The following is a 21877-nucleotide window of genomic DNA, read 5'->3' as shown; positions in this document are numbered from 1 at the left end:
GCGGAAGGATAGCGACAGTGCGGCCGCACCGCACCGCATGCGCGTACTTTCCCTGCGGACAAGGACTTTCACTGCAACTCGCCGGTCGGCACGCCGAAATGACGCCGGAAGATGAGAACGTCCGCCCGGTGTGATCACCGGGCGGCGTCGGCTCGCGCGCTACGCGGCGGCGTTGCGGCGCAGGCCCAGTCCGGCCGCGACGAGGCAGGCCAGGGCGACTGCGACCACGAACCAGGGGAAGACCGTGGTGAGGCCCCAGGTGGTCGCCGCCCAGCCCGCGACGACGGTGGGCAGGGCCAAGGCCGTGTAGGCGAGCAGGTAGTAGGCCGACATGGTTTCGCCGCGCTTGTGTTGCGGGACAACGTTGGACAGGTGGCGGATGGAGCCGCCGAAGCCGAGGCCGAAGGTCGCGCCCAGGAACAGGCCGGCGGCGAGCACCACGACCCAGTTGCCGGTGGCGAGGGCGGGCAGGGTCAGCACCAGGGCGGCGGCCATGCCGATATCGCCGATGATGGCGGCGCGGCGGGCCGGGATGCCGCCGGCGAAGGCTTGCGAGAGCGCACCGGCGGTCGCGGTCGAGGCCACCACGGCGCCGCCGAAGACCAGGTTGTGGATGCCGGTCTCCTGCTGGGCCAGCGACGGGTACAGCGACAGCAGCACGCCCAGTACCGACCAGGCCGCCATCACGCCCAGCGCCGCGAACCAGAAGTCGCTGCGGATCTCCTGCGGCACCGCCGGTTTGGCGATGGTGATGCGGCGCTCGACGCGGGCGGTGTGCGGTTCGCGCAGCAGCAGCACCCCGGCGGCGATGGCCAGGCAGGCGATGGTGATCACCAGGTACGGCGTGCGCAGCGGATGCGGCGCGTACTGCGCCAGCACCGCCGAGCCCAGAATCGCCACGGCCATACCGATATTGAAGGCCACGCCCGAGAGCTGGCCGGAGCGCGCGCCGTGCTGCGGGCGCAGGTCCAGCAGCGCGGCCGCACCGGAGACCACGATCGCGCCGACCGCCGCGCCGTGCAGTGCGCGAGCCAGCAGCAGCATGGCGACATTGTCGGCGAACAGGAAGACGATCAGCCCGGCGATCATGATCGCGAAAGCGCCGAGCAGCACCGGCTTTCGGCCCACCACATCGGAGATGCGGCCGGAGACCAGCACCGCGCCCAGCGCCGCCACCGCATAGACGGCGAAGACGAAAGTCGTGGTGAGCGGTGAGAAGTGCCACGCCTGCTGATAGAGCCCGTAGAGCGGAGCGGGCGCGCCCGAGACGCCCAGCGCCACGCCGCTGGCGACCAGGACCAGCGCGTACGCCCAGCTCTGGGTGCCCGGCTCGGATCGAGTCGCAACCGTCACGGTCGCTGCCATCCCATCCTCCATCAGGTAAGTTTGACTGTTGTCGAACCTGACCCTACGCCAGGTTCGATGGTCGTCAAACCACTATCCGAGTGAGGTAAGTCATGACCGATACGGCCGCCACCCAGGTCGCCACCGGGGATGCCCTACCCGAAGTCGCTCCCCTGCCCGCCGTCCTGGCCGCCTTGCAGGACCCCGTCCGGCTGGAAATGGTGCGCAGGCTCGGCGCCGCCGACGGACCGCAGCGCTGCTCGCTGCTCTACGACTCGGTGAGCAAGTCGACGGCCGCGCATCACTTCAAGATCCTGCGCGAGGCCGGGATCACCGCGCGCGACACCACCGACGGCAATACCTATGTGTCGCTGCGCGCCGACGATATGCGCCGGGCACTGCCGGGCCTGCTCGACGCCGTGCTCGAGGCCGCCAACCGCGCCCACACCGGCTGAGGCGAATCGCGCGGCAAAATAGGCAGCGACGACGGGCGGATGCGCGCTACCGTCACCACATGCGCATTCGTGCTGCCACCATCGACGATCTGCCCGTTCTGCAAGACATCGAGGATGCCGCCGGCGAACCGTTCCGGGCCATCGGCATGATCGAGATCGCCGACGACGAACCACCCACGCTGGAACGGCTCGAAGAGTACCGTCGCGCCGGCCGGGCGTGGGTCAGCGTCGACGAGAACGACACGCCCGTGGCGTATCTGGTGAGCGAACCGGCCGACGACACCGAACACATCGCACAGGTTTCGGTGCACCCCGCGGCCGCCCATCGCGGACTGGGCCGGGGACTGATCGAGCATCTCGCCGCCCAGGCCCGCGCGGCCGGAGTGCCCGCGCTCTCGCTCACCACGTTCCTCGAAGTGCCTTGGAACGCACCGTATTACACGCGCCTGGGCTTCCGGCGGCTGGCCGACGACGAACTCACCCCGGACCTGCACAAGATCCGCGTGCACGAGGGCGAACTCGGATTGGATCGCTGGCCGCGGATCGCCATGCGGCGCGAGCTGTGAGTCAGCGCAGGATGCCCGCCCGCGTGGCGGCGGTGACGTAGGACGGGAACTCCGAGAGCAAGCGGTCGTAGAGCTCGGCATCGCTGACCGTGTCCACATCGTCGACGGCGAAGAAGCCGACATTGTCGACACGGCGGCCCGCCATGGTGTCGAGCTGCTCCAGCACGCCGTACCCGTTGCGGCTGCCGAGGCCGATGAACTGCCAGAAGATGGGTTCCTCCACAGCGCCCCGCAACTGCTGTTCGATCTCGCGGTTCTTGTAAACGCCCCCATCGGAGAAGAACAGCACGAGCGTCGGCACCCGCTGCGGAGTCGCGTGCACATACCCGCGCACCTCCGCGATCACCTTCTGCTCCTCGTTCTGGATGCCCACCTTGCGCATATCCACCTGCCCCGGTTGCAGATTCCGCGCCCCGCGCCCCGGCAGCAGCTTCAACTGACCGCAGCGCACATGCAGCTGCATCCATTGCGGCAGTTCGGCAATGGTGAGATCCGGTAGCCGAGCCGGATTGCTGGCGAAGGTCCACGCCGGCATGGCACCGTTCTCGTCCAGCTGAGCGGCGACAGCGGCCATCCGCTCCACCACCCGATGGATGACGCCCTTCTCGTACAGCATCGTCATCGACCCGGATGCATCGAGCACCAGGATCACCCGAGCACTCAGCCCCTGCGCCCCGTGCTTGGCCAGACTGACCGCGACCTGTTCCTTGCGCAGCGACAACCGCTTTCGCATATCGATGGGCAGGCGCTCTTCACCCTTGGTGAGGCGGATATTGCCGCCGGGCGCGGAAGCCGGGGTGGATGGCGCCGAGGGCGGCGGTGCGTACTGCTGCGCAGGCTGTCCCAGAGGCGGCGGGCTGTACGCGGGAGACGGCGGGCTGTACGCCGGAGGCGGAGCGCTGTGGCTGGAGGGAGCGAACGGCTGCTGCGGTGTGACGGGCGGGGGCGCGTCGTCGACGGTGATGCCGAAATCTGTTGCCAGGCCCGCCAATCCGCTCGACCAGCCTTGGCCGACGGCACGGAACTTCCAGGCGCCGGCGCGGCGGTAGAGTTCGCCGCCCAGCATGGCGGTTTCCGGGCCGGCGGCGATATCGAAGCGGGCCAGTTGCGTCCCGGCCGCATCGAGCAGCAGCAGATGCAAGCCGGGGACCTGACCGAAGGTGCCGCCGTCGGCCGACGCACACAGGGCGACGCGGTCGATATCCGCTTCCAGGGCAGCCAGATTCACGTCCAGGGCATCGGCTGCGCCCTGTTTGCCCGCGTACCGAACCGCCCCGCTGGGATGCGCGGGCTGGTTGTAGAACACGAAGTCGGTATCCGATCGGACCTTGCCGGAGGCGGTCAGCAGCAGCGCGGAGGCATCGATCGCGGGTACGCCGGGACCCCCGGACCACGCGAGCACCGCCCGGACGGCGGAGGCGGCGACTGGCACATTGGCACCCTTGCTCAGGTTCACGGGTGCCAGTCTGCCGCACTTCGGGGCAACCCGGCGGACTACGGCGGGGCCTATCCGGTGGTGAGGGGCAAGGTTTTCCACCAGTCGATGACGCCGCTGGGGGTGGCCGGGTCGCCGCGGGTGAAGAGGAGGAACTTCTCGCGTTTGGGGTCGTCGAAGAAGGAGGTGACGAAGACGGTGGAGGGTTTGTCCTGGGAGCGGTCGAAGCGGCGGTTGGTGTAGGACTTGCCGCCGTTGATTTCGGTGAAGGTGGGCTCGTCGACGGTGGAGGAGGTGAGGCGGGCCTGGCTGGCGGCCCATTGGGCGGCGGCGACATTGCGGTAGGCGAACAGGGCGTACTCCTGGACGTCGTGCCCCGCGGTGTAGGTGCACTGCCAGGCGGAGATCCAGCCGTCGAAGGCGACGCGCGCTTGGAAATCGGTGGTTTCGGGGTCCACGACGCGGCAGGTGGCGCCCGAGAAGCCGGTGCCGGCGGTACCGTCGCGCGGCACCACGTTCTTGAAGGCGGCGCTGATCTCGGCTATCTCCGGGGGCGCGCTCTTCGTCTTGGCCGACTGGCTGGACGGCGAGGTCAGCAGGATGGTGAGCCCCAGCACCGCGGCCAGGCAGGCGACGGCGACACCGATGGCCCACATGCGGGCCCGCCGGGCCCGTTCCGGTTCCGCGACTGTCGTTTTCAGGTGCCGGCCGGTGCGCGGCGCGAACAGCTGCGCGATATTCACCATGCCGGGGCGGCCGGAGGACGATCGCCGCCGCGCACCGTTCGCCGCGCCGACGCGTTCGGCGGTCTCGGCCCGCCGCCGGTTGTCGGCGCCCGAGTCGCTGCCGTGCCGGCCCGGACCGGTGGCCCGGCCGGGTCTTCGCTGCGCCTGGCTGTCGGAGCCGGTGACGGTGCGGCCACTCGGCCCGCCGCCGTGCCGAGGCCCGGTGCCGGGATCGGTTCCGCGCCTTTCCCGCTGGGCCGGGAGACCGGCGGCCGCGGTCGCACCGCTGCGCAACGCACCGGTTCCGGCGGATCGGGGCCGGGCCGCGTCCGCACGCCGTTCCGCGCCCGTGCCGCCGGATCGCTGCCGAGCCGGTTCGGCCCGCCGTTCGCTCCCGGAACCGCCGGAGCGGGAAGCGGTTTCGGCGGGGCGTTGCGGCGGGCGGGCTACCCCGGCGGCCTCCTCCATGGCGCGCCACGCGGCGGCCGCGAACTCCGCGCAGGACCGATACCGCTCCTCGGGCTTTTTCGCCAGACCGCGCGCCAGCACCGGATCCAACCCCATGGGCAGCCCCGGGCGCAGGCTGGCTATCGGCAGCGGACTGTCGTACAGGTGCGCTTTGACGATCGCCGCCGGATCGGTGGCCGGGAAGGGCATATATCCGGTCAGCAACCGGAACAGCGTGCACGCCAAGGCGTATTGGTCGGATCGATGATCGACCGGCAGGTTCGACAGCTGTTCGGGTGAGGCGTAGGAGAGGGTCGCCATCACCGCGCCGGAGTCGGTCAGCTGGGCATTGTCCTCTTGCAGGCGGGCGATGCCGAAGTCGGTGAGCAGCACCCCGGGCTGTTGTTCCCGGGTCTCGCGGGCGAGCAGGATATTGGCGGGCTTCACATCTCGGTGCAGTACGCCCACCCGGTGCGCGTAATCGAGGGCTTCGGCGGTGGCGGTGACGATCTCCACGGCCCGCGCCGGCGGCAACTCCTCCACCGGAACCGATTCGGCCTCAACACCATCCACGTACTGCATGGCGATCCACAGGCGCCCGTTCTCGACGCCGCGGTCGTAGACGGTCACGATGCCGGGGTGGTTCAGGCGCGCGGCGAGATCCGCTTCGCGTTCGAAGCGCGCGTGAGTCTCGCTGTCTCCGTGGAATTCCGCGTTGAGCAGCTTCAATGCGATCCAACGCGGTAGTCGCGGGTGACGGGCGAGGTAGACCGCACCCATCCCGCCACGACCCAACTCGCGTTCGATCACATACCCGGCGAACTTCGCACCTGGTTCGAGCACATCCCCTCCAACAACCGGCCACGGCGATCATAGCCATGACCGGCCGGAGGGTGGCGGTCAGCACACGAGTGTGCGCTCAATCCACCAGATGTCGAACCGCTGCGGGCAGGTCACGCGTGCGCCGGTACGGTCCGGCGACCGCCACCCCGTAGGGGCGGGAAAGCAGCGAGGCCGCGATCTTCGAGACCTCCGCGGTGGTGACCTCGTCTATCCGGGCCAGGGTTTCGGAGACGCTGCGATGGTTGCCGTAGCTGAGTTCGCTGCGCCCGATCCGGTTCATCCGCGAACCGGAATCCTCGAGCCCGAGCACCAGCCCGCCACGCAACGAGCCCTTGGCACGTGCGCATTCGGCATCGGTGATGCCGTCGGCCGCCACCTCTTCCAGCACGCCGCGCGCCAAAGTCGCCACCCGCCCGAGGTTTTCGGGCTGGCAGCCGATGTAGACCGAGAACGCGCCGGTATCGGCGAAGGTGTCGACGCTGGAGTACACCGAGTACGCCAGGCCGCGTTCTTCCCGAATGCGCTGGAACAACCGTGAACTCAGCCCACCGCCGAGCACGGTGTTGAGCACCGACAGCGGCCAGCGCTTCTCGCCTTCGTGACGGCCGAAGGCACGGGTGCCGAACACCAGGTGCGCCTGTTCACTGTCGCGATGGATGCGCAGCAGTTCCGGATTGCCGCGCGGGCGGAACTTGCCCTCGCGCCGGGGCGCCGGTTCCTGCCCGGCCTCCAGGCGATCGGCGAAGGCCCGGTACACCAGCTCGACCACATGATCGTGTTCGATATTGCCCGCCACCGCGACCACCATCCGGTCGGGGCGGTAGCGGCGCAGATGGAACGAGCGCAGCTGGTGCGCCTGCATCGATTCGATGGTCTCGACGCTGCCGATCACCGGACGCCCGATCGGATGGTCACCGAAGAGCGCGGTCAGGAACGCGTCCCCGACCATGTCCTCGGCGTCGTCGTCGCGCATGGAGATCTCCTCCAGCACCACCTGACGCTCCACCGACACGTCCTCGGCCCGGCACAGCCCGCGCAGCACCACATCCGAGACCAGGTCCACCGCCAAGGGCAGGTCCTCGTCGATGACGTGGGCGTAGTAGCAGGTCTGTTCCTTGGCCGTGAAAGCGTTCAGTTCGCCGCCCACGGCATCCATGGCTTCGGCGATGTCGAGCGCGGATCGGGTCGGCGTCGCCTTGAACAACAGGTGTTCCAGGAAGTGCGCGGCCCCGGCCACGGTCGGGCCTTCGTCGCGCGAGCCGACGCCCACCCACACGCCGACGGAGGCCGAGCGCACGCCCGGCACATGTTCGGTCACTACCCGTAGTCCGCCGGGTAGCACGGTTTTCCGCACGCCGGTGTCGGCGGACGGGAGGTCGGCGGAATGCTGGACAAGAGAGGAACCCCCCTGCTCCACAGCGCGGAGCGAGGGGGATTCCGACTTCTTCTTCGTCACACAGACAGTTTCTACTCGGCAGCGGCCTCGACCGCAGCTGCGGCGTCGGAGTTGTCCGCATCGTCGTCGACGGGGACGAGGGAGATCTTGCCGCGGTTGTCGATATCGGCGATCTCGACGCGGAGCTTGTCACCCACGTTGACCACATCCTCGACCTTGGCGACGCGCTTGCCGTTGCCCAGCTTCGAGATGTGCACCAGGCCATCGCGTCCCGGCAGCAGGGACACGAACGCGCCGAAGGCGGTGGTCTTGACGACCGTGCCCAGGAAGCGCTCGCCGACCTTCGGCAGCTGCGGGTTGGCGATGGCGTTGATCAGATCGATGGCCGCCTGCGCGGACGGGCCGTCGGTCGCACCGACGAACACGGTGCCGTCATCTTCGATGGAGATGTTGGCGCCGGTGTCCTCGGTGATCTGGTTGATCACCTTGCCCTTGGGCCCGATCACCTCGCCGATCTTGTCGACCGGGATCTTGATGGCGGTGACGCGCGGAGCGTACGGGCTCATCTCGTCCGGGGTGTTGATGGCCTCGGCCATCACATCCAGGATGGTGTAGCGGGCATCCTTGGCCTGGTTCAGCGCACCTGCCAGGACCTGCGACGGGATGCCGTCGAGCTTGGTGTCGAGCTGGAGCGCGGTCACGAACTCGCGGGTGCCGGCGACCTTGAAGTCCATGTCGCCGAAGGCATCCTCGGCGCCCAGGATGTCGGTGAGGGCCACGTAGCGGACCTCGTCCTCACCCTTGTCGTTCTTCACGGTGTCGGACACCAGGCCCATGGCGATACCGGCGACGGGGGCCTTCAGCGGCACACCGGCGTTCAGCAGCGACAGGGTCGAGGCGCAGACCGAGCCCATCGAGGTGGAACCGTTGGAGGACAACGCTTCCGACACCTGACGGATGGCGTACGGGAACTCTTCCTGCGACGGCAGCACCGGCATCAGGGCGCGCTCGGCGAGGGCGCCGTGGCCGATCTCGCGACGCTTGGGCGAGCCCACGCGGCCGGTCTCACCGGTGGAGTAGGGCGGGAAGTTGTAGTGGTGCATGTAGCGCTTGGAGGTTTCCGGGCCGAGCGAGTCGACCTGCTGCGCCATCTTGACCATATCGAGGGTGGTGACGCCCAGGATCTGGGTCTCGCCACGCTCGAACAGCGCCGAACCGTGGGCGCGCGGGACGACCGCGACCTCGGCCGAGAGCGCGCGGATGTCCGCCAGGCCACGGCCGTCGATGCGGAAGCTGTCGGTCAGGATGCGCTGGCGCACAAGCTTCTTGGTGAGCGAACGGAAAGCCGCGCCCAGTTCCTTCTCGCGGCCTTCGAAGGACTCGGCGAGCGCGGACAGCACCGACAGCTTGATCTCGTCGATGCGCTCTTCGCGCTCGTGCTTGCCCGCGATGGACAGCGCCTCGTTCAGCTCCGCCTTCGCGGTGCCCTCGACGGCCTCGAACGCGTCGGGCTGGTAGGGCAGGAAGACCGGGAACTCCTCGGTCGGCTTGGACGCCAGGGCGGCCAGATCCGACTGCGCCTTGCACAGGCGGGCGATGAACGGCTTGGCGGCCTCGAGGCCCTCGGCCACAACGGCTTCCGTCGGCGCGGTGGCGCCGTCGGCGATCAGCGCCAGCACATTGTCGGTGGCCTCGGCCTCGACCATCATGATGGCGACGTCACCCTCGACCACGCGGCCGGCGACGACCATGTCGAACACGGCGCCTTCCAGCTGCTCGACGGTCGGGAAGGCGACCCACTGGCCCTCGATCAGGGCGACGCGCACGCCGCCGACCGGGCCGGAGAACGGCAGGCCCGCGATCTGGGTGGAGGCCGACGCCGCGTTGATGGCGACCACGTCGTACAGATCCTTCGGATCCAGCGACATGACGGTCACCACGACCTGGATCTCGTTGCGCAGGCCGTCGACGAAGGACGGGCGCAGCGGCCGGTCGATCAGGCGGCAGGTCAGGATCGCGTCGGTGGAGGGGCGGCCCTCACGACGGAAGAACGAGCCCGGGATGCGGCCCGCGGCGTACATGCGCTCTTCGACATCCACCGTCAGCGGGAAGAAATCGAACTGGTCCTTGGGGTGCTTGCCGGCGGTGGTCGCCGACAGCAGCATGGTCTCGTCGTCGAGGTAGGCGACCACGGAACCCGCGGCCTGCTTGGCCAGCCGGCCGGTCTCGAAACGGATGGTGCGGGTGCCGTAGCTGCCGTTGTCGATCAGGGCCACGGACTCGAAAACGCCGGGTTCGACCTCGATGGCCGACGTCACTGTGTCAGACATTTTTCTCTTCTCAACCTCTCGTCTTCGCCGGATGCGCACGTACCGTGCGCGCTTCCCGGCTCGTCAAGCCGTACCCGGCATGGGCGAACGGCGACCCTCGTGGTCGCTGTCAGCACACCCGGCCATATCCCCTTGGATACGGCGACGAGGAGGCGGTCATCGATCGAAGCCCTCCGGCAGCGCAAACATCCTCTTTACTGCGCGCTCGCCGAAAAGCCACTACCGAAGACCGACGCCACGCGGCGGGTGCATACGGCTTGTTCGTTGCCGCGTACCTGGCGAAACCCCCTCGATAGGGGCTTGCGGCCGGATACGCGAAAAAGCCAACGGGGAGATTCTAAGCCTCCTCGTTGGCTGGTTCGTCAACTACCTATGGCAGTCGGTGTGTGTCGCCGCGATCAGCGACGCAGGCCCAGACGCTCGATGAGCGAACGGTAACGCGCGATGTCGTTGGCCTGGAGGTACTTCGAGAGGCGCTTGCGACGACCGATCAGCGCCATCAGACCGTGGCGGGTGTGGTGGTCGTGCTTGTGCTTCTTGAGGTGCTCGGTGATGTCGGCGATCCGCTTCGACAGCATCGCGATCTGGGCCTCCGGGGAACCGGTGTCCGTCTCGTGCAGGCCGTACTCGGCGAGGATCGCCTTCTTCTGCTCAGTGGTGAGAGCCACAGATATCTCCTGTTTTTCAGTCCGCGCTCGAGGAACCGGGAGAATCCCGGAGGTGGGCGCCGCCGCGGACCGCAGCAAACCCGAGGAGCCAGCTTACACGTCGTCCGGCGCGAGAACTTTCCGGGCCTGATCGACGTCCCGGGCGATGGCTTGCACCAGCTCGTCGATGGATTCGAACTTGCGCATGCCGCGCAACTGGTCGACGAAGTCGACCGCCACCCGCTTGCCGTAGAGGTCGGCGTCGAAGTCGAGCAAATGCGGTTCGACGGTGCGGTTGCGGCCGTCGAAGGTGGGGTTGGTGCCGACCGAGATGGCGGCCATGAACTGCCGGCCGCGCAGCGGGTCGTCCGCGTCCAGGACGGTGAACCAGCCCGCGTAGACGCCGTCGGCCGGGATGGCCGCGTGCATGGTCGGGGCCACGTTCGCGGTGGGGAAGCCGAGGCCCTTGCCGCGCCCGTCGCCGTGCACGACCACGCCCTCCAGGCGATGCGGCCGCCCGAGCGCCTCGGCCGCGGCGGCGATATCCCCGTCGGCCAGGCAGCGGCGAATGTAGCTGGAGGAGAAGGTGACCGCGTGCTCGCCGAGCAGCTGCACGCCATCGACCTCGAAGCCGAACTCCTGGCCCAGCTCGCGCATGGTGTCCAGGGTGCCCGCGGCCTGCTTGCCGAAGGTGAAGTTGTCCCCCACCACGACCTCGGCCACATGCAGCCGGTTCACCAGCAGCTCTTCGACGTACTCCTGCGGCGTCAGCTTCATGAAGTCGCGGGTGAACGGCATCACCACGAACACGTCGATGCCGAGCTCTTCGACCAGTTCCGCGCGCCGGTCCAGGGTGGACAGCTGCGCCGGATGCGAGCCCGGCCGCACCACATCCAGGGGATGCGGATCGAATGTCATGAGCACCGACGGAACGCCCCGCACCGCAGCGGATTTCACCGCACGGCTGATGAGCTGCGCGTGACCGCGGTGTACGCCATCGAACACGCCGATGGTGAGCACACACCGGCCCCACTCCGCGGGCATCTCATCGAGACTTCGCCATCTCTGCACAGTGGGAAGCCTACGCAAAGCGCGTCACACACAATATTCGGCGGTGCGGATCTTGCGCAGAAGAAGCACACCCGACACCCCTTGTTCACCTGCCCCCACCAGCGAGCGCGCCGATGTGGGAAACCGGCTCGGGTGTGCCTAAGCTCGGGTATGTGCCCGGAAAACGAGACATCGCCACGCGCCGCGAGCTGGCCGATCCGTCCGCCGCTTCCGCACCCGGCGGAGACTCCGCGACCGACGGTGTGAGCATGGCGCCGGTGCTGTCCTCGGTGGCCCAGGACTACCTGAAGGTGATCTGGACCGCACAGGAATGGTCACCGGAGAAGGTGTCCACCAAGCTGCTCGCCGAGAAGATCGGCGTCTCGGCCTCCACGGTGTCCGAGGCGGTTCGCAAGCTCGCCGACCAGGGTCTGGTCGAGCACGCCCGGTACGGGTCCATCACGCTCACCGCGGACGGCCGCCGCGCCGCCGTCGCCATGGTGCGCCGGCATCGGCTCATCGAGACCTTCCTCGTCAACGAGCTCGGTTACGGCTGGGACGAGGTGCACGACGAAGCGGAAGTCCTCGAACACGCCGTCTCCGAGACGTTGATGGCGCGCATCGACGCCAAACTCGGCTACCCGGACCGGGATCCGCACGGCGATCCGATCCCGTCGGTGGACGGCGCGGTGCCCACTCCCCCGGCCAAGCAGCTCAGCGATTTCAACGACGGCCAGACCGGCCGGGTGGCACGGATCTCCGATTCGGATCCGGCCATGCTGCGGTACTTCGATTCGCTCGGCATCGCACTCGATACGCCGATCACGGTGGAGGAGCGGCGGGACTTCGCCGGCACCATCGCGATTCGGCTCGACGAGCGAACCGTGGACCTCGGCAGCATTGCCGCCGAGGCGATCTGGCTCACCGACGTCTAGACCAGGCGGTGCCCGCCGTCCACGTGCAGGACGGTGCCGGTGATGAAGGGATTGCGCACCAGCGAAAGCACCGCCGCGGCAATATCTTCCGGATTGCCGAGGCGGCCCGCCGGAAGCTTTTCACCCATCTGCCGCAACCGCTCGTCCTTGTCCGCCCAGGGCATCTGATCCCAGACGCCGGTGCGCACCCAGCCCGGTGAAACCGCATTGACCCGCTGCGGCGCGAGCTCGATCGCCAGCGCGCGAGCCAGGCCCTCCAGCGCGGCATTGATCGAGGCCACCATCGCGCCGCCCGCCGCGGGGCGGTACGCGGCGATGCCGGAGGTGAAGGTGAGCGATCCGTGTGCCGTGAGCCGGGCATGTTTGGCCAGCAGCATGGAGCCGACCAGCTTGGTCTCGAGAAACCCTCTCCCCGTGGTGAAGTCGAGGTCCCTGACCAGCCCGTAAGCGCCGTCGAGAGCAGCGGCGGTGGTGATCACGTGATCGACCTCCCCCACCGTCTCGAACAATCGAACCACCTGCTGCTCATCACTCACATCGGCGGCCATGGCGCTCAGCTTGCCGTCACCCAGCTCCCGCACCGCGTCCGCGAGCCGCTCCTGCGAGCGCCCCACGATCGTCACCTCCGCACCAGCCGCCAGCAGTGCATCGGCAATGGCCTGCCCCATCCCCGAGCCCCCGCCCACCACCACCGCGCGACCGATGCCGTCCTGAATTCCGTTGTCCGTCATGCCTTTCAGCCAACCGCCGGACCCGCGCCCCGTCCACGACGCGCCGCCTAACCCGCATGTGCCCACACCTAACACTCCTGGCCCCAAGCTTCCCCTCGTCGGGGTTTCAGGGGCTTGCCCCTGAGAGTCCGGGAGTCGCTATCCCTCCAGTACTTGAACGACCGCGCGCAGGATCGGGTTGCGGGCGGTGGCGCGCCAGGCGGCGATATAGGTGACAAGCAGTGGAGCGGGAAGCAGGGGCCGCCAAACCAGTCCTGGGGCGGTGGCGGTGCGGGCCGAGCCGAGGCCGATGGCGGCGGGGCGGAGCGGGAGGAGCGAGAGCATTTGGGCGTGGCTCATGGCGCTGTCGCTCAACGAGATCGCCGCGCCGCGGTCGCGCAGCTGGGTGAGCAGCGAGTCGTGGAGGTCGGGGGCGGCATCGCGGGCGAACATGATGAGTTCGCGGCCCTTCAGGTGCGCGGGGGTGATCGCTTCGAGGGCGGCGAGGTCGTGTTCGCGGGACATCACCACGCCGAGTTCCTCTTCCGCCACCGGCGCGTGGGTGAGGTGGTCGGGCAGGCGCACCGGCATGCGGAGCACGGCGAGGTCCACGTCCTCGCGGTCGAGCAGCCGCACCTGGTCGGCGCTCGGCCCGCCGGTGAGGATCACGCGCGCGCCGGGCTGCCGGGACTTCAGCAGGGCTTCGATGCGCGCGGGCAGCCAGGACGGCGCACCGTTCACCACGCCGAGCCGGAACACGGCCCGGCCCGGTTGCGCGATGGCGCGGGTCTCGCGCAGGGCGGTGTCCGCGGCGTCGAGCACCGTGCGCGCGTTCTTCAGCAGAACCTCACCGGCAGCGGTCAATTCGACCCCCTGGGTGCCGCGGATGAGCAGCGGCCCGCCCACTTCGCGTTCGACGGCCCGGATCTGCTGGCTCAGCGTCGGCGTCGAGATGAACAAGCGTTCCGCGGCGCGCCGGAAGTGCAACTCTTCCGCCACCGCCACGAAGTACCGCAACTGCCGCAATTCCACTCTCGAACTGTAGGCGGGTCGGCGGCCGCGGTCACTCGATCGTATTTGAAAGGCGCATATTTCGATCCGGAGTCGCGCGTCCGGGGTTCAGAGGTTGGCGGGGCGAACCACCATGACCGAAGCGGCGCGCTTGCCGCTCTCCTGAAGCAACGCGATGGTGTGCCCCTCGGAATCGATTGCGGCATAGACGCCCTTGATGCCGACGGGATCCAGCCAGCGGCCGTTGCGCAGATCCTCGGCCTGCTGATCGGTGATGTCGCGGGTCGGGAAAGCGGCCCGGGCGGCCTCGTCGATATCCAGGCTGAGCAGCGGGTCACCGGACTCGGCGGCCTTGCTCAGCTGCTCGAGGGTACGGGCATGCTCGAGGGTGAACGGGCCGACCGCGGTACGGCGCAACGCCGTGAGATGCCCGCCGACGCCGAGCTTTTCGCCGAGATCGCGAGCCAGCGCGCGGATGTAGGTGCCGGAGGAGCACTCCACCTCGACATCGAGATCGACGAAAGTGGTTGCGCCGGTGTCGATATCGCGCCGCGCCAGGATATCGAAGCGGCTCACGGTGACGGGCCGGGCGGCGAGTTCCACCTCTTCCCCGGCGCGGGCGCGGGCGTAGGCGCGTTCACCGTTGATCTTGATAGCGCTGACCGTGGCGGGCACCTGCATGATGTCGCCGGTCAATTCGGCTACCCGCGAAGCGATTTCGGCATCGGTCAGATGCCCGGCGGCCGTGGTCGCGGTGACCTCGCCCTCGGCGTCATCGGTGATGGTGGCCTGCCCGAGCCGGATGGTCGCCGAGTACGCCTTGGTGGTGAGGATCAGCTGCCCGAGCATCTTGGTGGCGCGCTCCACGCCCAGCACGAGCACGCCGGTCGCCATCGGGTCGAGGGTGCCCGCGTGGCCGATCTTCTTGGTGCGCACGATGCCCCGGCATTTGGCCACCACATCGTGGCTGGTCCAGCCGCCGTCCTTGTCGACGATCAGCAGACCGCCGAGCGCATCGACCAGCGGGGTTCGCTTCTCGCGCATCACGCCTCCACGATCGCGGTCAGGATGATGCCGTCGGTGATCACCCAGCGGCCGTCGAACGAGGTCAGCGCGGGGCCGCCGTCGGTGGTGTGGCCGGGCACCAGCAACCGGCTGTGGAAGGTGCCCGAGCCGTTCGCACCGGACTCCTCGTCCACGGTGAAGGTGATGTGCGCTTCCTCGAAACCCAGCCAGCGACCGGTCAGCGGGAACCAGGTCTTGTAGGTGGCCTCTTTGGCGCAGAACAGCAGTTTGTCCAGGTGCAGGCCGGTTTCGGGAAGGACCGCGGCCAGCCAGTCGCGCTCCTCCGGCAGGCTGGTCGCTTCCAGCACGCCCTCGTTGGGCAGCGCTTCGTGCGGTTCGGCATCGATGCCGATGGACCGGAACCGCAGCCGATGCCCGAGCACCGCGGCCTGATAGCCGGCGGTATGGGTGAGGCTGCCGACGATGCCGCGCGGGAACAACGGCTCCCCGGTGCCGCCCTTGCCGATGGCGACCGGCGGCTCCCCCAGCTGGGCCAGGGCCTGCCGGGCGCAATGCCGCGCGCCGATGAAATCGCGCCGCCGCTTCTCCACCGCGCGTTCGATCAGATGCGCTTCACCCGGGTGCGGCTTCAACTCCTCCGGGTAGGCGACCAGTTCGGCCGCGGCCACACCCTCGGGAAGAATTCTGCCGATCATGCGCGCCGACTCCGTCGCCGCGACTGCCCGCTCCTCGATGACCGCCTCCTGATCGCACCGCCACTTGCCGGAACGAGCCTACCGGCCGGGCGCGGGCCGGTTCGCCGGTGCGTTCGGGTCCGGCTCTCGCCGCGCGCACCCCCGCCATGGTTGCTAGTCTTTTGCTGGTTCATATCCGAACGCAGTCCAGCACACATATCGCGGCCCAGCGCGGGTCAGCGAGGCAGGAGGCGAGGTATGACAGTCGAACGCTCGACGGGACGCGGCAGTGCGCCACCCGCCGATTTCATCGGGCCGTCGAAGATCATGGCCACCCTGCGGGTCAACGGCCACGACCATTTCACGGTGCTGGAACCACGCACCAGCCTGCTGGACGCACTACGCGAACACCTGCACCTGACCGGCACCAAGAAGGGGTGCGATCAAGGCGGATGCGGGGCGTGCACGGTGTGGGTCGACAATCGGCGGGTGCTGTCCTGCCTCACCTTGGCGCTGTCCGCGGAGGGGCGCGAGGTCACCACCATCGAAGGCGTGGCGGACGGGGACGAACTGCATCCGGTGCAGCGAGAGTTCTTGGCGGCGGACGGATTCCAGTGCGGGTACTGCACGCCCGGGCAGATCATGTCGGCCATCAAATGCGTCGAGGAGGGGCACGCGGGGTCGGAGGCGGAGATCGCGGAGTGGATGAGCGGCAATATCTGCCGGTGCGCGGCGTATCAGAACATTCGCGACGCGGTCCGCAACGGCCGGGATGCCATGGCGCGCAAGGACGGTGAGCGGTCGTGAAACCCATCTCCTATGCCCGGCCGCACACCGTCGAACAGGCCGTACGCACCGTGACCGCCAGGCCGCGAACGGTTTTCCTGGCCGGCGGGACGACGCTGGTGGACATGCTGCGGACCGGGGCGATGGAACCGGACAATGTCGTGGACATCACCTGGCTGCCGCTGGGCGGGCTGGAACATACGCCCGGTGGCGGATTGCGGATCGGCGCGCTGGCCACCATGAGCGAGGTGGCGGCGGAAGCCGGTGTGCGGGAACGGTATCCGTTCCTGGCGGTCGCGCTCGAGAAGGGCGCATCCCCGCAATTGCGGAATATGGCGACCATGGGCGGCAACCTCATGCAGCGGGTGCGGTGCGCGTACTTCCGGGAACCCGGAAACGCTTGCAACAAGCGCGATCCGGGATCCGGGTGCGCGGCGGTGGACGGAATGCACCGGGGGCACGCGATTCTCGGCACCGGTCCGGACTGCTTCGCCACCCACCCCTCCGATGTGGCGATTCCACTGGTGGCGCTGGACGCCACGGTAACCGTCTGGGGGCCGCGCGGGGAACGGACCATTCCCTTCGACGAGTTCTTCCTGCTGCCGGGGAACACTCCGCAGCTCGAGCATCCGATCGCCGAGGACGAGCTGATCACGCGAATCGATGTGCCCGCCTTGCCGTTCGCCAAGAATTCGCACTACCTGAAGGTGCGGGATCGTGAATCGTACGAGTTCGCGTTGACTTCGGCGGCGGTGGCATTGAATGTCGCCGACGGCACGGTGGTGGATGTGCGAATCGGGCTCGGCGGGGTCGGCACCAAGCCGTGGCGGGCACGGACCGCCGAGGGTCAGCTCATCGGCAAGGCCGCCACCGCGGCGAACTTCGCCGCGGCCGCGGCGGCCGAAATGGCGGCTGCCGACGCATCGCATCCGATGAACGCCTTCAAGGTGGTGCTGGCCCAGCGCACGCTGGTGCGGGCCTTGGAAAGCGTTCGGCCGCAGGTGAATCCGCTCGGAGGTGCGCAATGACCGCCACCGCTTCCGGACCGCTGGTCGGGCGGGGATTCGATCGGGTCGACGGACGAGCGAAGATCACCGGGGCGGCGCGGTACACGGCGGAGGTGCCATTGCAGGGCATCGCGCACGCGGTACTGGTCGGCGCCCGGATCGGCAGCGGGACAGTGCGTTCCATCGATGCCGATGCGGCACTGGCAGCCGGGGCGGTCGCGGTGTACACCCACGAGAACCTGCCCCGGCTCGCGAACCTGCCGCCGACGCTGCCCTCCGCGTACGGCGGACCGGCGCCGGGCCAGACCTTCTTCCCCATGCAGGACAACGTCGTTCACTACTACGGGCAGCCGATCGCGGTGGTCCTCGCCGACACCTTCGAAGCGGCTCAGCAGGCGGCCGAGCTGGTCACCGCACAATACGATCGGAAGGACGCGCTGATTCGGCTGGACGACGGCCGGGACGCGCAATACCAGCCCGAAACGGTGTTCTGCGGCCTGGTTCCGGCGGTGCAATCGCGTGGCGATTTCGAGGCGGCGGCGCGGGCGGCGGCCCACACCGTCGACGCCACTTTCCATTTCGCGGCCAACCACCACAATCCGATCGAATGCTCGGCCACGGCGGCCGAGTGGAACGGGGACACCGTCGCCGTGTACGACGCCACCCAGGGCGTCACCGCCACCCAGGCCACCGTGGCCGCCTGCCTGGGCATGTCGCCCAGCCAGGTGCGGGTGGTAGCGAATTTCGTGGGCGGCGGGTTCGGCGGCAAGGCCATGATGTGGCCGCACGTCACCCTCGCACCCATGCTGGCGCGGGAGCTCGGACGGCCGGTGAAGGTGGTGCTGAATCGGGAACAGATGTTCTACGGCACCGGATTACGCGAGGAACAGGAGCAGCGGGTCACCCTCGTCGCGGACAGCGCCGGGACGTTCACCGGGCTGCGGCACCACAAGCTCTCGGTCACTTCACCTTTCGACGATTGGGCGGAGCTGTCGCTGAGCGTCGCCGGGCAGGCGTACGCGATTCCCAGCTGGGACGGTCGGTATCGGCTGATCCGGGGTAACACCATGACGCCGACCTTCATGCGCGGGCCGGGCGAGGCATCCGGCATGGTGGCGATGGAGTGCGCGGTCGAGGAGATGGCCGACGAACTCGGCATCGATCCGGTCGAGTTGCGGCTGCGCAATCATGCTGCCATCGATCCGGAGAGCGGGCATCCGTGGAGTTCGGACGGGTACGCCGAATGTGTGCGGCAGGCGGCGCAGCGGTTCGGATGGTCGGCCGAACAGCGGCGGGCCGGGCCCGGGCGCTCCGGGAACTGGCTGATCGGGTGGGGTATGGGGACGGCCGGATATCCGGTGTACCAGCCCGGGCAGCCGCAGCGGGCGCATGTGCGGCTACTGGCCGACGGGTCGCTGATCGTGCAGGCGGGCACCCAGGATTTCGGGACCGGGGTGGCGACCACCATGGCGCAGGTGGCCGGGGATGCGCTGGGGATACCGTTCGATCGGATCCGGGTGGATATCGGGGACACCGATTACCCGAATATCGCTGCGGCCGTCGGGTCCATGGGAGCGGGCATCATCAGTGCCGCGGTACAGATCGCCTGCACTGATCTGCGCGATCAGCTGATCGGGCTGGCGGTCACCGACTCCGGGTCGCCGCTGCACAATCGCCCCGCCGGCCGGATCGAAGCGGTGAACGGGGCGTTGCGGTCGCGGGTCGAACCCTTTGTGAGCGAGGAGTATTCGGAGCTGTTGCGCCGGAATCACCTCACCGATCTGGAGGCCATCGGGGCCTGGCAGCCGCCGGCGCAGGATATACCGTACGGGCGCATGAGTTTCGGAGCGCAGTTCGCGGAGGTCGCGGTCGACGCCGATCTCGGGATCGTGCGGGTGCGGCGGATGGTCGGCGCGTTCGCGCCGGGACGGGTGCTCAATGCCAAGCTGGCGCGCAGTCAGGTGCTGGGCGGGTTGAATTGGGGCCTGTCGCAGGCATTGATGGAAGGGACCATTGCCGATCCGCGGGACGGGCGGTGGTCGAATGCCTCACTGCTGGAGTACCTGCTGCCGGTCAACGCGGATGCGCCCGCCGTGGACATCTCCTTCGTCGAAGTCGACGATCCGGTGGTCAATCCCTTGGGCGTCAAGGGACTCGGCGAACTCGGGATGGTGGGTGCGGCGGCGGCGATCATCAATGCCATCCGCCATGCCACCGGTAAGACGCTGCGGGAGATTCCGGTGCGGATCGAACACCTGCTCTGAGCGTTTCAGCGATGGATCGGGCCGTCCGTGGCGTCGAGTGGGCGGCCCGAAGCCTGCCCGGACTCCGCGATGATCTGTGCCGCAATGGAAACCGCGGTCTCGTCCGGCGTCGAAGCGTTCAGGTCCAAACCCACCGGGCTGCGCAGTCGCCGCAGCTGCTCCGGACCGATTCCGCTCGCGCGCAACCGTTCTCGGCGATCGGCATCGGTGCGGCGGGAGCCCATCGCACCGACGAAGCCGATCTCCTCGATACTCAGCGCCACCGCCAGGGTGGGCACATCGAACTTGGTGTCGTGGGTGAGCACGCACACCACCGTGCGAGCATCGACCCGGCCCGCCTCGTGTTCGTTGCGCAGATAGCGGTCCGGCCAATCCACCACCACCTGGTCGGCGGCTGGGAAACGCGCTGCGGTGGTGAAGGTTTCGCGGGCATCGACCACCGTGACGTGGTAGCCGAGCTGCGCGCCCAGACGGCTCAGCGCCCGCACGAAGTCGTTCGCACCCGCGAGGATCATCCGAGCGGGCGGTCCGAAACTCTGCACGAACGCCCGTGCCGGGAAGGCGGTGGCCTCGCACTCGTCGGAGCCGATGAGGCCGCTGCGGCCGGCGCGAGCCATATGCTCCGCGTCCCTGCTGACAGCCGGAACCTGTTTCGCTACAAGGGATTCGGACTGCGTCCGGTCGACCAACCGCCATTCCGGCGCGGCGGCCAGCGTCGTGATCAGGGCGGTCGGGCGCGCGGCGGCGATATCGTGTGCGAGCGCTTCGAGCTCGGGCAGCCGCGCGTGATCCACCCGCTCGATGAAGACCTCCAGCTCACCGCCGCAGGTCAAGCCGATCGCCAGGCCGTCCGGGTCGGCGATGCCGTAATGCTCGAGCACGGCCTCGCCGGTGGTCAGCACGGTCGTCGCGGCATCGACCACGGCCGATTCGACGCATCCGCCGGACAGCGATCCGATGACCTCGTGTGCCGCGGTGACCACCATGGCCGCGCCCACCTCGCGAGGTCCGGCCCCGCTCACCGCGACAATGCGCGCCAGCGCGACCGGGCCCCGCCGGACCCGATCGATCAGCTGCGGCAGCACATCACGCACGACCCCATGATCACAGGTCGGTGCCCGATATGCACGTTTCGCGCCAGTTTGGCAATCTGGCAGCAATCAGCCGCGTTACTCGACCCCGCGCCGCTTCTGAATCTGCGCCTTCATCTGCGCGGCCGCCTCCGCCATCTCCGGCGTGATCTTGAAGTGCCCGCCCCACTCGTTCAGCTCATCACCGTAATCCGGCACCGGGAGGATCTGCCGCAGCAACTGCTCCGGCAGCCCGCGCCGCTGCCACTCGCGCGGATAGCCGAGCGACACCTCCTCGAACCGCACCCCGTCATACCAGGTGGTGCGCGGGATATGCAGGTGCCCGTAAACCATGCAGACCACGTTGTAGCTGGTGTGCCAATCCGAAGTCAGATCGGTCCCGCACCACAGCGAGAATTCCGGATACCACATCATGTCGACCGGCTTGCGTACCAGCGGCCAATGATTGATCAGCACCACCGGCGTCTCCGGGGCGAGCGCATCCAACCGGCGCTGCGTGTACTGCACCCGCGCGTGACACCAGGCATCCCGGGTCGCATAGGGGTCCGCCGACAGCAGGAATTCGTCGGTAGCGACCACATTGCGATCCTTCGCGATCGCCAGGCCTTCGGCCTTGGTCCGCGCTCCCTCGGGCAGCCACGAGTAGTCGTACAGCGTGAACATCGGCACCAAGGTCACCGCCCCGCCGAACGCCTCGGATCCAGCGCCCGTCCACACCGGAAACGGGTCCTCCGGCGTCAGCACATCCAGGTCTCGGCAGATCGACACCAGGTAGTCGTACCGGGCGGCCCCGAACATCTGCACGGGATCCTTTGCGGTAGTCCACAACTCGTGGTTTCCCGGTACCCAGATGACCTTCGCGAACCGTCCGCGCAAGGTCTCCAGCGCCCAGCGGAAGTCGTCGGTCTTCTCCCCGACGTCTCCGGCCAGAATCAGCCAGTCCTCCGGCGAATCCGCACGAATGGCCTCCACCACCGGTTTATTGCCCTGATGCCCGACATGAATGTCGCTCACCGCCACCAGTTTCGCTACCACCCAGCTCCGCCTTCCTACTCGAGCCCCGGACTACGCACCAACAGGCCCGGCCGCTCCCAGATTCCCACGCCGGATTCCCGGTGTTCCCACCACCCCGTTC

Annotated in this window: 19 protein-coding genes; 6 read left to right on the top strand and 13 right to left on the bottom strand. The window is 68.4% G+C overall.

The features are described 5' to 3' along the window. Positions 1–159: 159 nt before the first annotated feature. Complete coding sequence (locus tag NI1_RS30655) at positions 160–1365, bottom strand: MFS transporter (RefSeq protein WP_067827891.1); 1206 nt, start codon at positions 1363–1365, stop codon at positions 160–162. A 92-nt stretch (positions 1366–1457) separates the two neighbouring features. Here NI1_RS30655 and NI1_RS30650 point away from each other — a divergent pair, with 92 nt between their 5' ends. Then, entirely contained in the window at positions 1458–1799 is a 342-nt protein-coding gene (locus NI1_RS30650; RefSeq protein WP_084523965.1) for an ArsR/SmtB family transcription factor, read from the top strand. A gap of 59 nt (positions 1800–1858) precedes the next feature. Next, positions 1859–2365: a GNAT family N-acetyltransferase gene (locus NI1_RS30645; protein ID WP_067827622.1), complete on the top strand. Its 507-nt coding sequence runs from the start codon at positions 1859–1861 to the stop codon at positions 2363–2365. 1 nt (position 2366) lies between these two features. Here NI1_RS30645 and NI1_RS30640 read toward each other — a convergent pair whose 3' ends face one another. From NI1_RS30640 to NI1_RS30615, 6 genes are all read right to left on the bottom strand, one after another. Then, a complete protein-coding gene (locus NI1_RS30640; protein WP_245663477.1) occupies positions 2367–3821 on the bottom strand; it encodes a VWA domain-containing protein in 1455 nt (484 codons plus the stop codon). A gap of 50 nt (positions 3822–3871) precedes the next feature. Further along, positions 3872–5815: a serine/threonine protein kinase gene (locus NI1_RS39620; protein WP_067827618.1), complete on the bottom strand. Its 1944-nt coding sequence runs from the start codon at positions 5813–5815 to the stop codon at positions 3872–3874. Positions 5816–5891: 76 nt separating this feature from the next. Continuing rightward, positions 5892–7232 (bottom strand): M16 family metallopeptidase, encoded by a 1341-nt coding sequence (locus tag NI1_RS30630; RefSeq protein WP_067827615.1) that lies wholly within the window; start codon positions 7230–7232, stop codon positions 5892–5894. Between the two features lie 50 nt (positions 7233–7282). After that, positions 7283–9541, bottom strand: a complete 2259-nt coding sequence (locus NI1_RS30625; protein WP_067827613.1) for a polyribonucleotide nucleotidyltransferase — start codon at positions 9539–9541, stop codon at positions 7283–7285. Positions 9542–9939: 398 nt separating this feature from the next. Further along, the gene (gene rpsO, locus NI1_RS30620) at positions 9940–10209 is read right to left on the bottom strand and encodes a 30S ribosomal protein S15 (RefSeq protein ID WP_067827610.1); all 270 of its coding nucleotides are present in this window, start codon (positions 10207–10209) and stop codon (positions 9940–9942) included. Positions 10210–10302: 93 nt separating this feature from the next. Continuing rightward, positions 10303–11259 carry a bifunctional riboflavin kinase/FAD synthetase gene (locus NI1_RS30615; protein WP_067827607.1) on the bottom strand — a complete coding sequence of 319 codons (957 nt, stop codon included), beginning with the start codon at positions 11257–11259 and terminating at the stop codon, positions 10303–10305. 248 nt (positions 11260–11507) lie between these two features. Between NI1_RS30615 and NI1_RS30610 the strand changes: the two genes are divergently transcribed. Next, entirely contained in the window at positions 11508–12173 is a 666-nt protein-coding gene (locus tag NI1_RS30610; protein ID WP_067827882.1) for a metal-dependent transcriptional regulator, read from the top strand. Here NI1_RS30610 and NI1_RS30605 read toward each other — a convergent pair. From NI1_RS30605 to npt, 4 genes are all read right to left on the bottom strand, one after another. Continuing rightward, complete coding sequence (locus NI1_RS30605) at positions 12170–12904, bottom strand: SDR family oxidoreductase (RefSeq protein WP_067827605.1); 735 nt, start codon at positions 12902–12904, stop codon at positions 12170–12172. The two genes, NI1_RS30610 and NI1_RS30605, sit on opposite strands and share 4 nt — an antisense overlap. Before the next feature lie 138 nt (positions 12905–13042). Next, complete coding sequence (locus tag NI1_RS30600) at positions 13043–13915, bottom strand: LysR family transcriptional regulator (RefSeq protein ID WP_067827602.1); 873 nt, start codon at positions 13913–13915, stop codon at positions 13043–13045. A gap of 87 nt (positions 13916–14002) precedes the next feature. Next, on the bottom strand, positions 14003–14938 hold the full coding sequence (truB, locus tag NI1_RS30595) for a tRNA pseudouridine(55) synthase TruB (RefSeq protein WP_067827879.1): 936 nt from the start codon (positions 14936–14938) through the stop codon (positions 14003–14005). Further along, positions 14938–15615, bottom strand: a complete 678-nt coding sequence (gene npt / locus NI1_RS30590; RefSeq protein WP_067827599.1) for a 4'-phosphopantetheinyl transferase Npt — start codon at positions 15613–15615, stop codon at positions 14938–14940. Before npt ends, truB begins: the two co-directional genes overlap by 1 nt. 237 nt (positions 15616–15852) lie before the next feature. Between npt and NI1_RS30585 the strand changes: the two genes are divergently transcribed. The 3 genes from NI1_RS30585 to NI1_RS30575 are packed head-to-tail and all read left to right on the top strand — an operon-like array spanning position 15853 to position 19651. Continuing rightward, positions 15853–16401 carry a (2Fe-2S)-binding protein gene (locus tag NI1_RS30585; RefSeq protein WP_439957320.1) on the top strand — a complete coding sequence of 183 codons (549 nt, stop codon included), beginning with the start codon at positions 15853–15855 and terminating at the stop codon, positions 16399–16401. After that, entirely contained in the window at positions 16398–17408 is a 1011-nt protein-coding gene (locus NI1_RS30580; RefSeq protein WP_067827593.1) for an FAD binding domain-containing protein, read from the top strand. The genes NI1_RS30585 and NI1_RS30580 overlap by 4 nt, the downstream gene beginning before the upstream one ends. Beyond that, the gene (locus NI1_RS30575) at positions 17405–19651 is read left to right on the top strand and encodes a xanthine dehydrogenase family protein molybdopterin-binding subunit (protein ID WP_067827590.1); all 2247 of its coding nucleotides are present in this window, start codon (positions 17405–17407) and stop codon (positions 19649–19651) included. Before NI1_RS30580 ends, NI1_RS30575 begins: the two co-directional genes overlap by 4 nt. Positions 19652–19656: 5 nt before the next feature. Here NI1_RS30575 and NI1_RS30570 read toward each other — a convergent pair whose 3' ends face one another. Together NI1_RS30570 and NI1_RS30565 are read right to left on the bottom strand one after the other, a co-directional pair. Continuing rightward, on the bottom strand, positions 19657–20745 hold the full coding sequence (locus NI1_RS30570) for an XdhC family protein (protein WP_067827586.1): 1089 nt from the start codon (positions 20743–20745) through the stop codon (positions 19657–19659). A gap of 75 nt (positions 20746–20820) precedes the next feature. Then, entirely contained in the window at positions 20821–21777 is a 957-nt protein-coding gene (locus NI1_RS30565; RefSeq protein WP_067827584.1) for a metallophosphoesterase family protein, read from the bottom strand. Positions 21778–21877: the final 100 nt, after the last annotated feature.

This window comes from Nocardia inohanensis NBRC 100128 (assembly GCF_001612945.1).
Lineage (GTDB): Bacteria > Actinomycetota > Actinomycetes > Mycobacteriales > Mycobacteriaceae > Nocardia > Nocardia inohanensis.
The sequence above is the reverse complement of the archived record's forward strand: the minus strand, read 5'-3'. Positions and strand labels throughout refer to the sequence as shown.

Coding starts and splice junctions, on each gene's coding strand:
- NI1_RS30655 (WP_067827891.1), bottom strand. CDS start 1,365: ATGGCAGCGACCGTGACGGTTGCGACTCGATCCGAGCCGGGCACCCAG.
- NI1_RS30650 (WP_084523965.1), top strand. CDS start 1,458: ATGACCGATACGGCCGCCACCCAGGTCGCCACCGGGGATGCCCTACCC.
- NI1_RS30645 (WP_067827622.1), top strand. CDS start 1,859: ATGCGCATTCGTGCTGCCACCATCGACGATCTGCCCGTTCTGCAAGAC.
- NI1_RS30625 (WP_067827613.1), bottom strand. CDS start 9,541: ATGTCTGACACAGTGACGTCGGCCATCGAGGTCGAACCCGGCGTTTTC.
- NI1_RS30610 (WP_067827882.1), top strand. CDS start 11,508: ATGGCGCCGGTGCTGTCCTCGGTGGCCCAGGACTACCTGAAGGTGATC.
- NI1_RS30605 (WP_067827605.1), bottom strand. CDS start 12,904: ATGACGGACAACGGAATTCAGGACGGCATCGGTCGCGCGGTGGTGGTG.
- truB (WP_067827879.1), bottom strand. CDS start 14,938: ATGCGCGAGAAGCGAACCCCGCTGGTCGATGCGCTCGGCGGTCTGCTG.
- npt (WP_067827599.1), bottom strand. CDS start 15,615: ATGATCGGCAGAATTCTTCCCGAGGGTGTGGCCGCGGCCGAACTGGTC.
- NI1_RS30585 (WP_439957320.1), top strand. CDS start 15,853: ATGACAGTCGAACGCTCGACGGGACGCGGCAGTGCGCCACCCGCCGAT.
- NI1_RS30575 (WP_067827590.1), top strand. CDS start 17,405: ATGACCGCCACCGCTTCCGGACCGCTGGTCGGGCGGGGATTCGATCGG.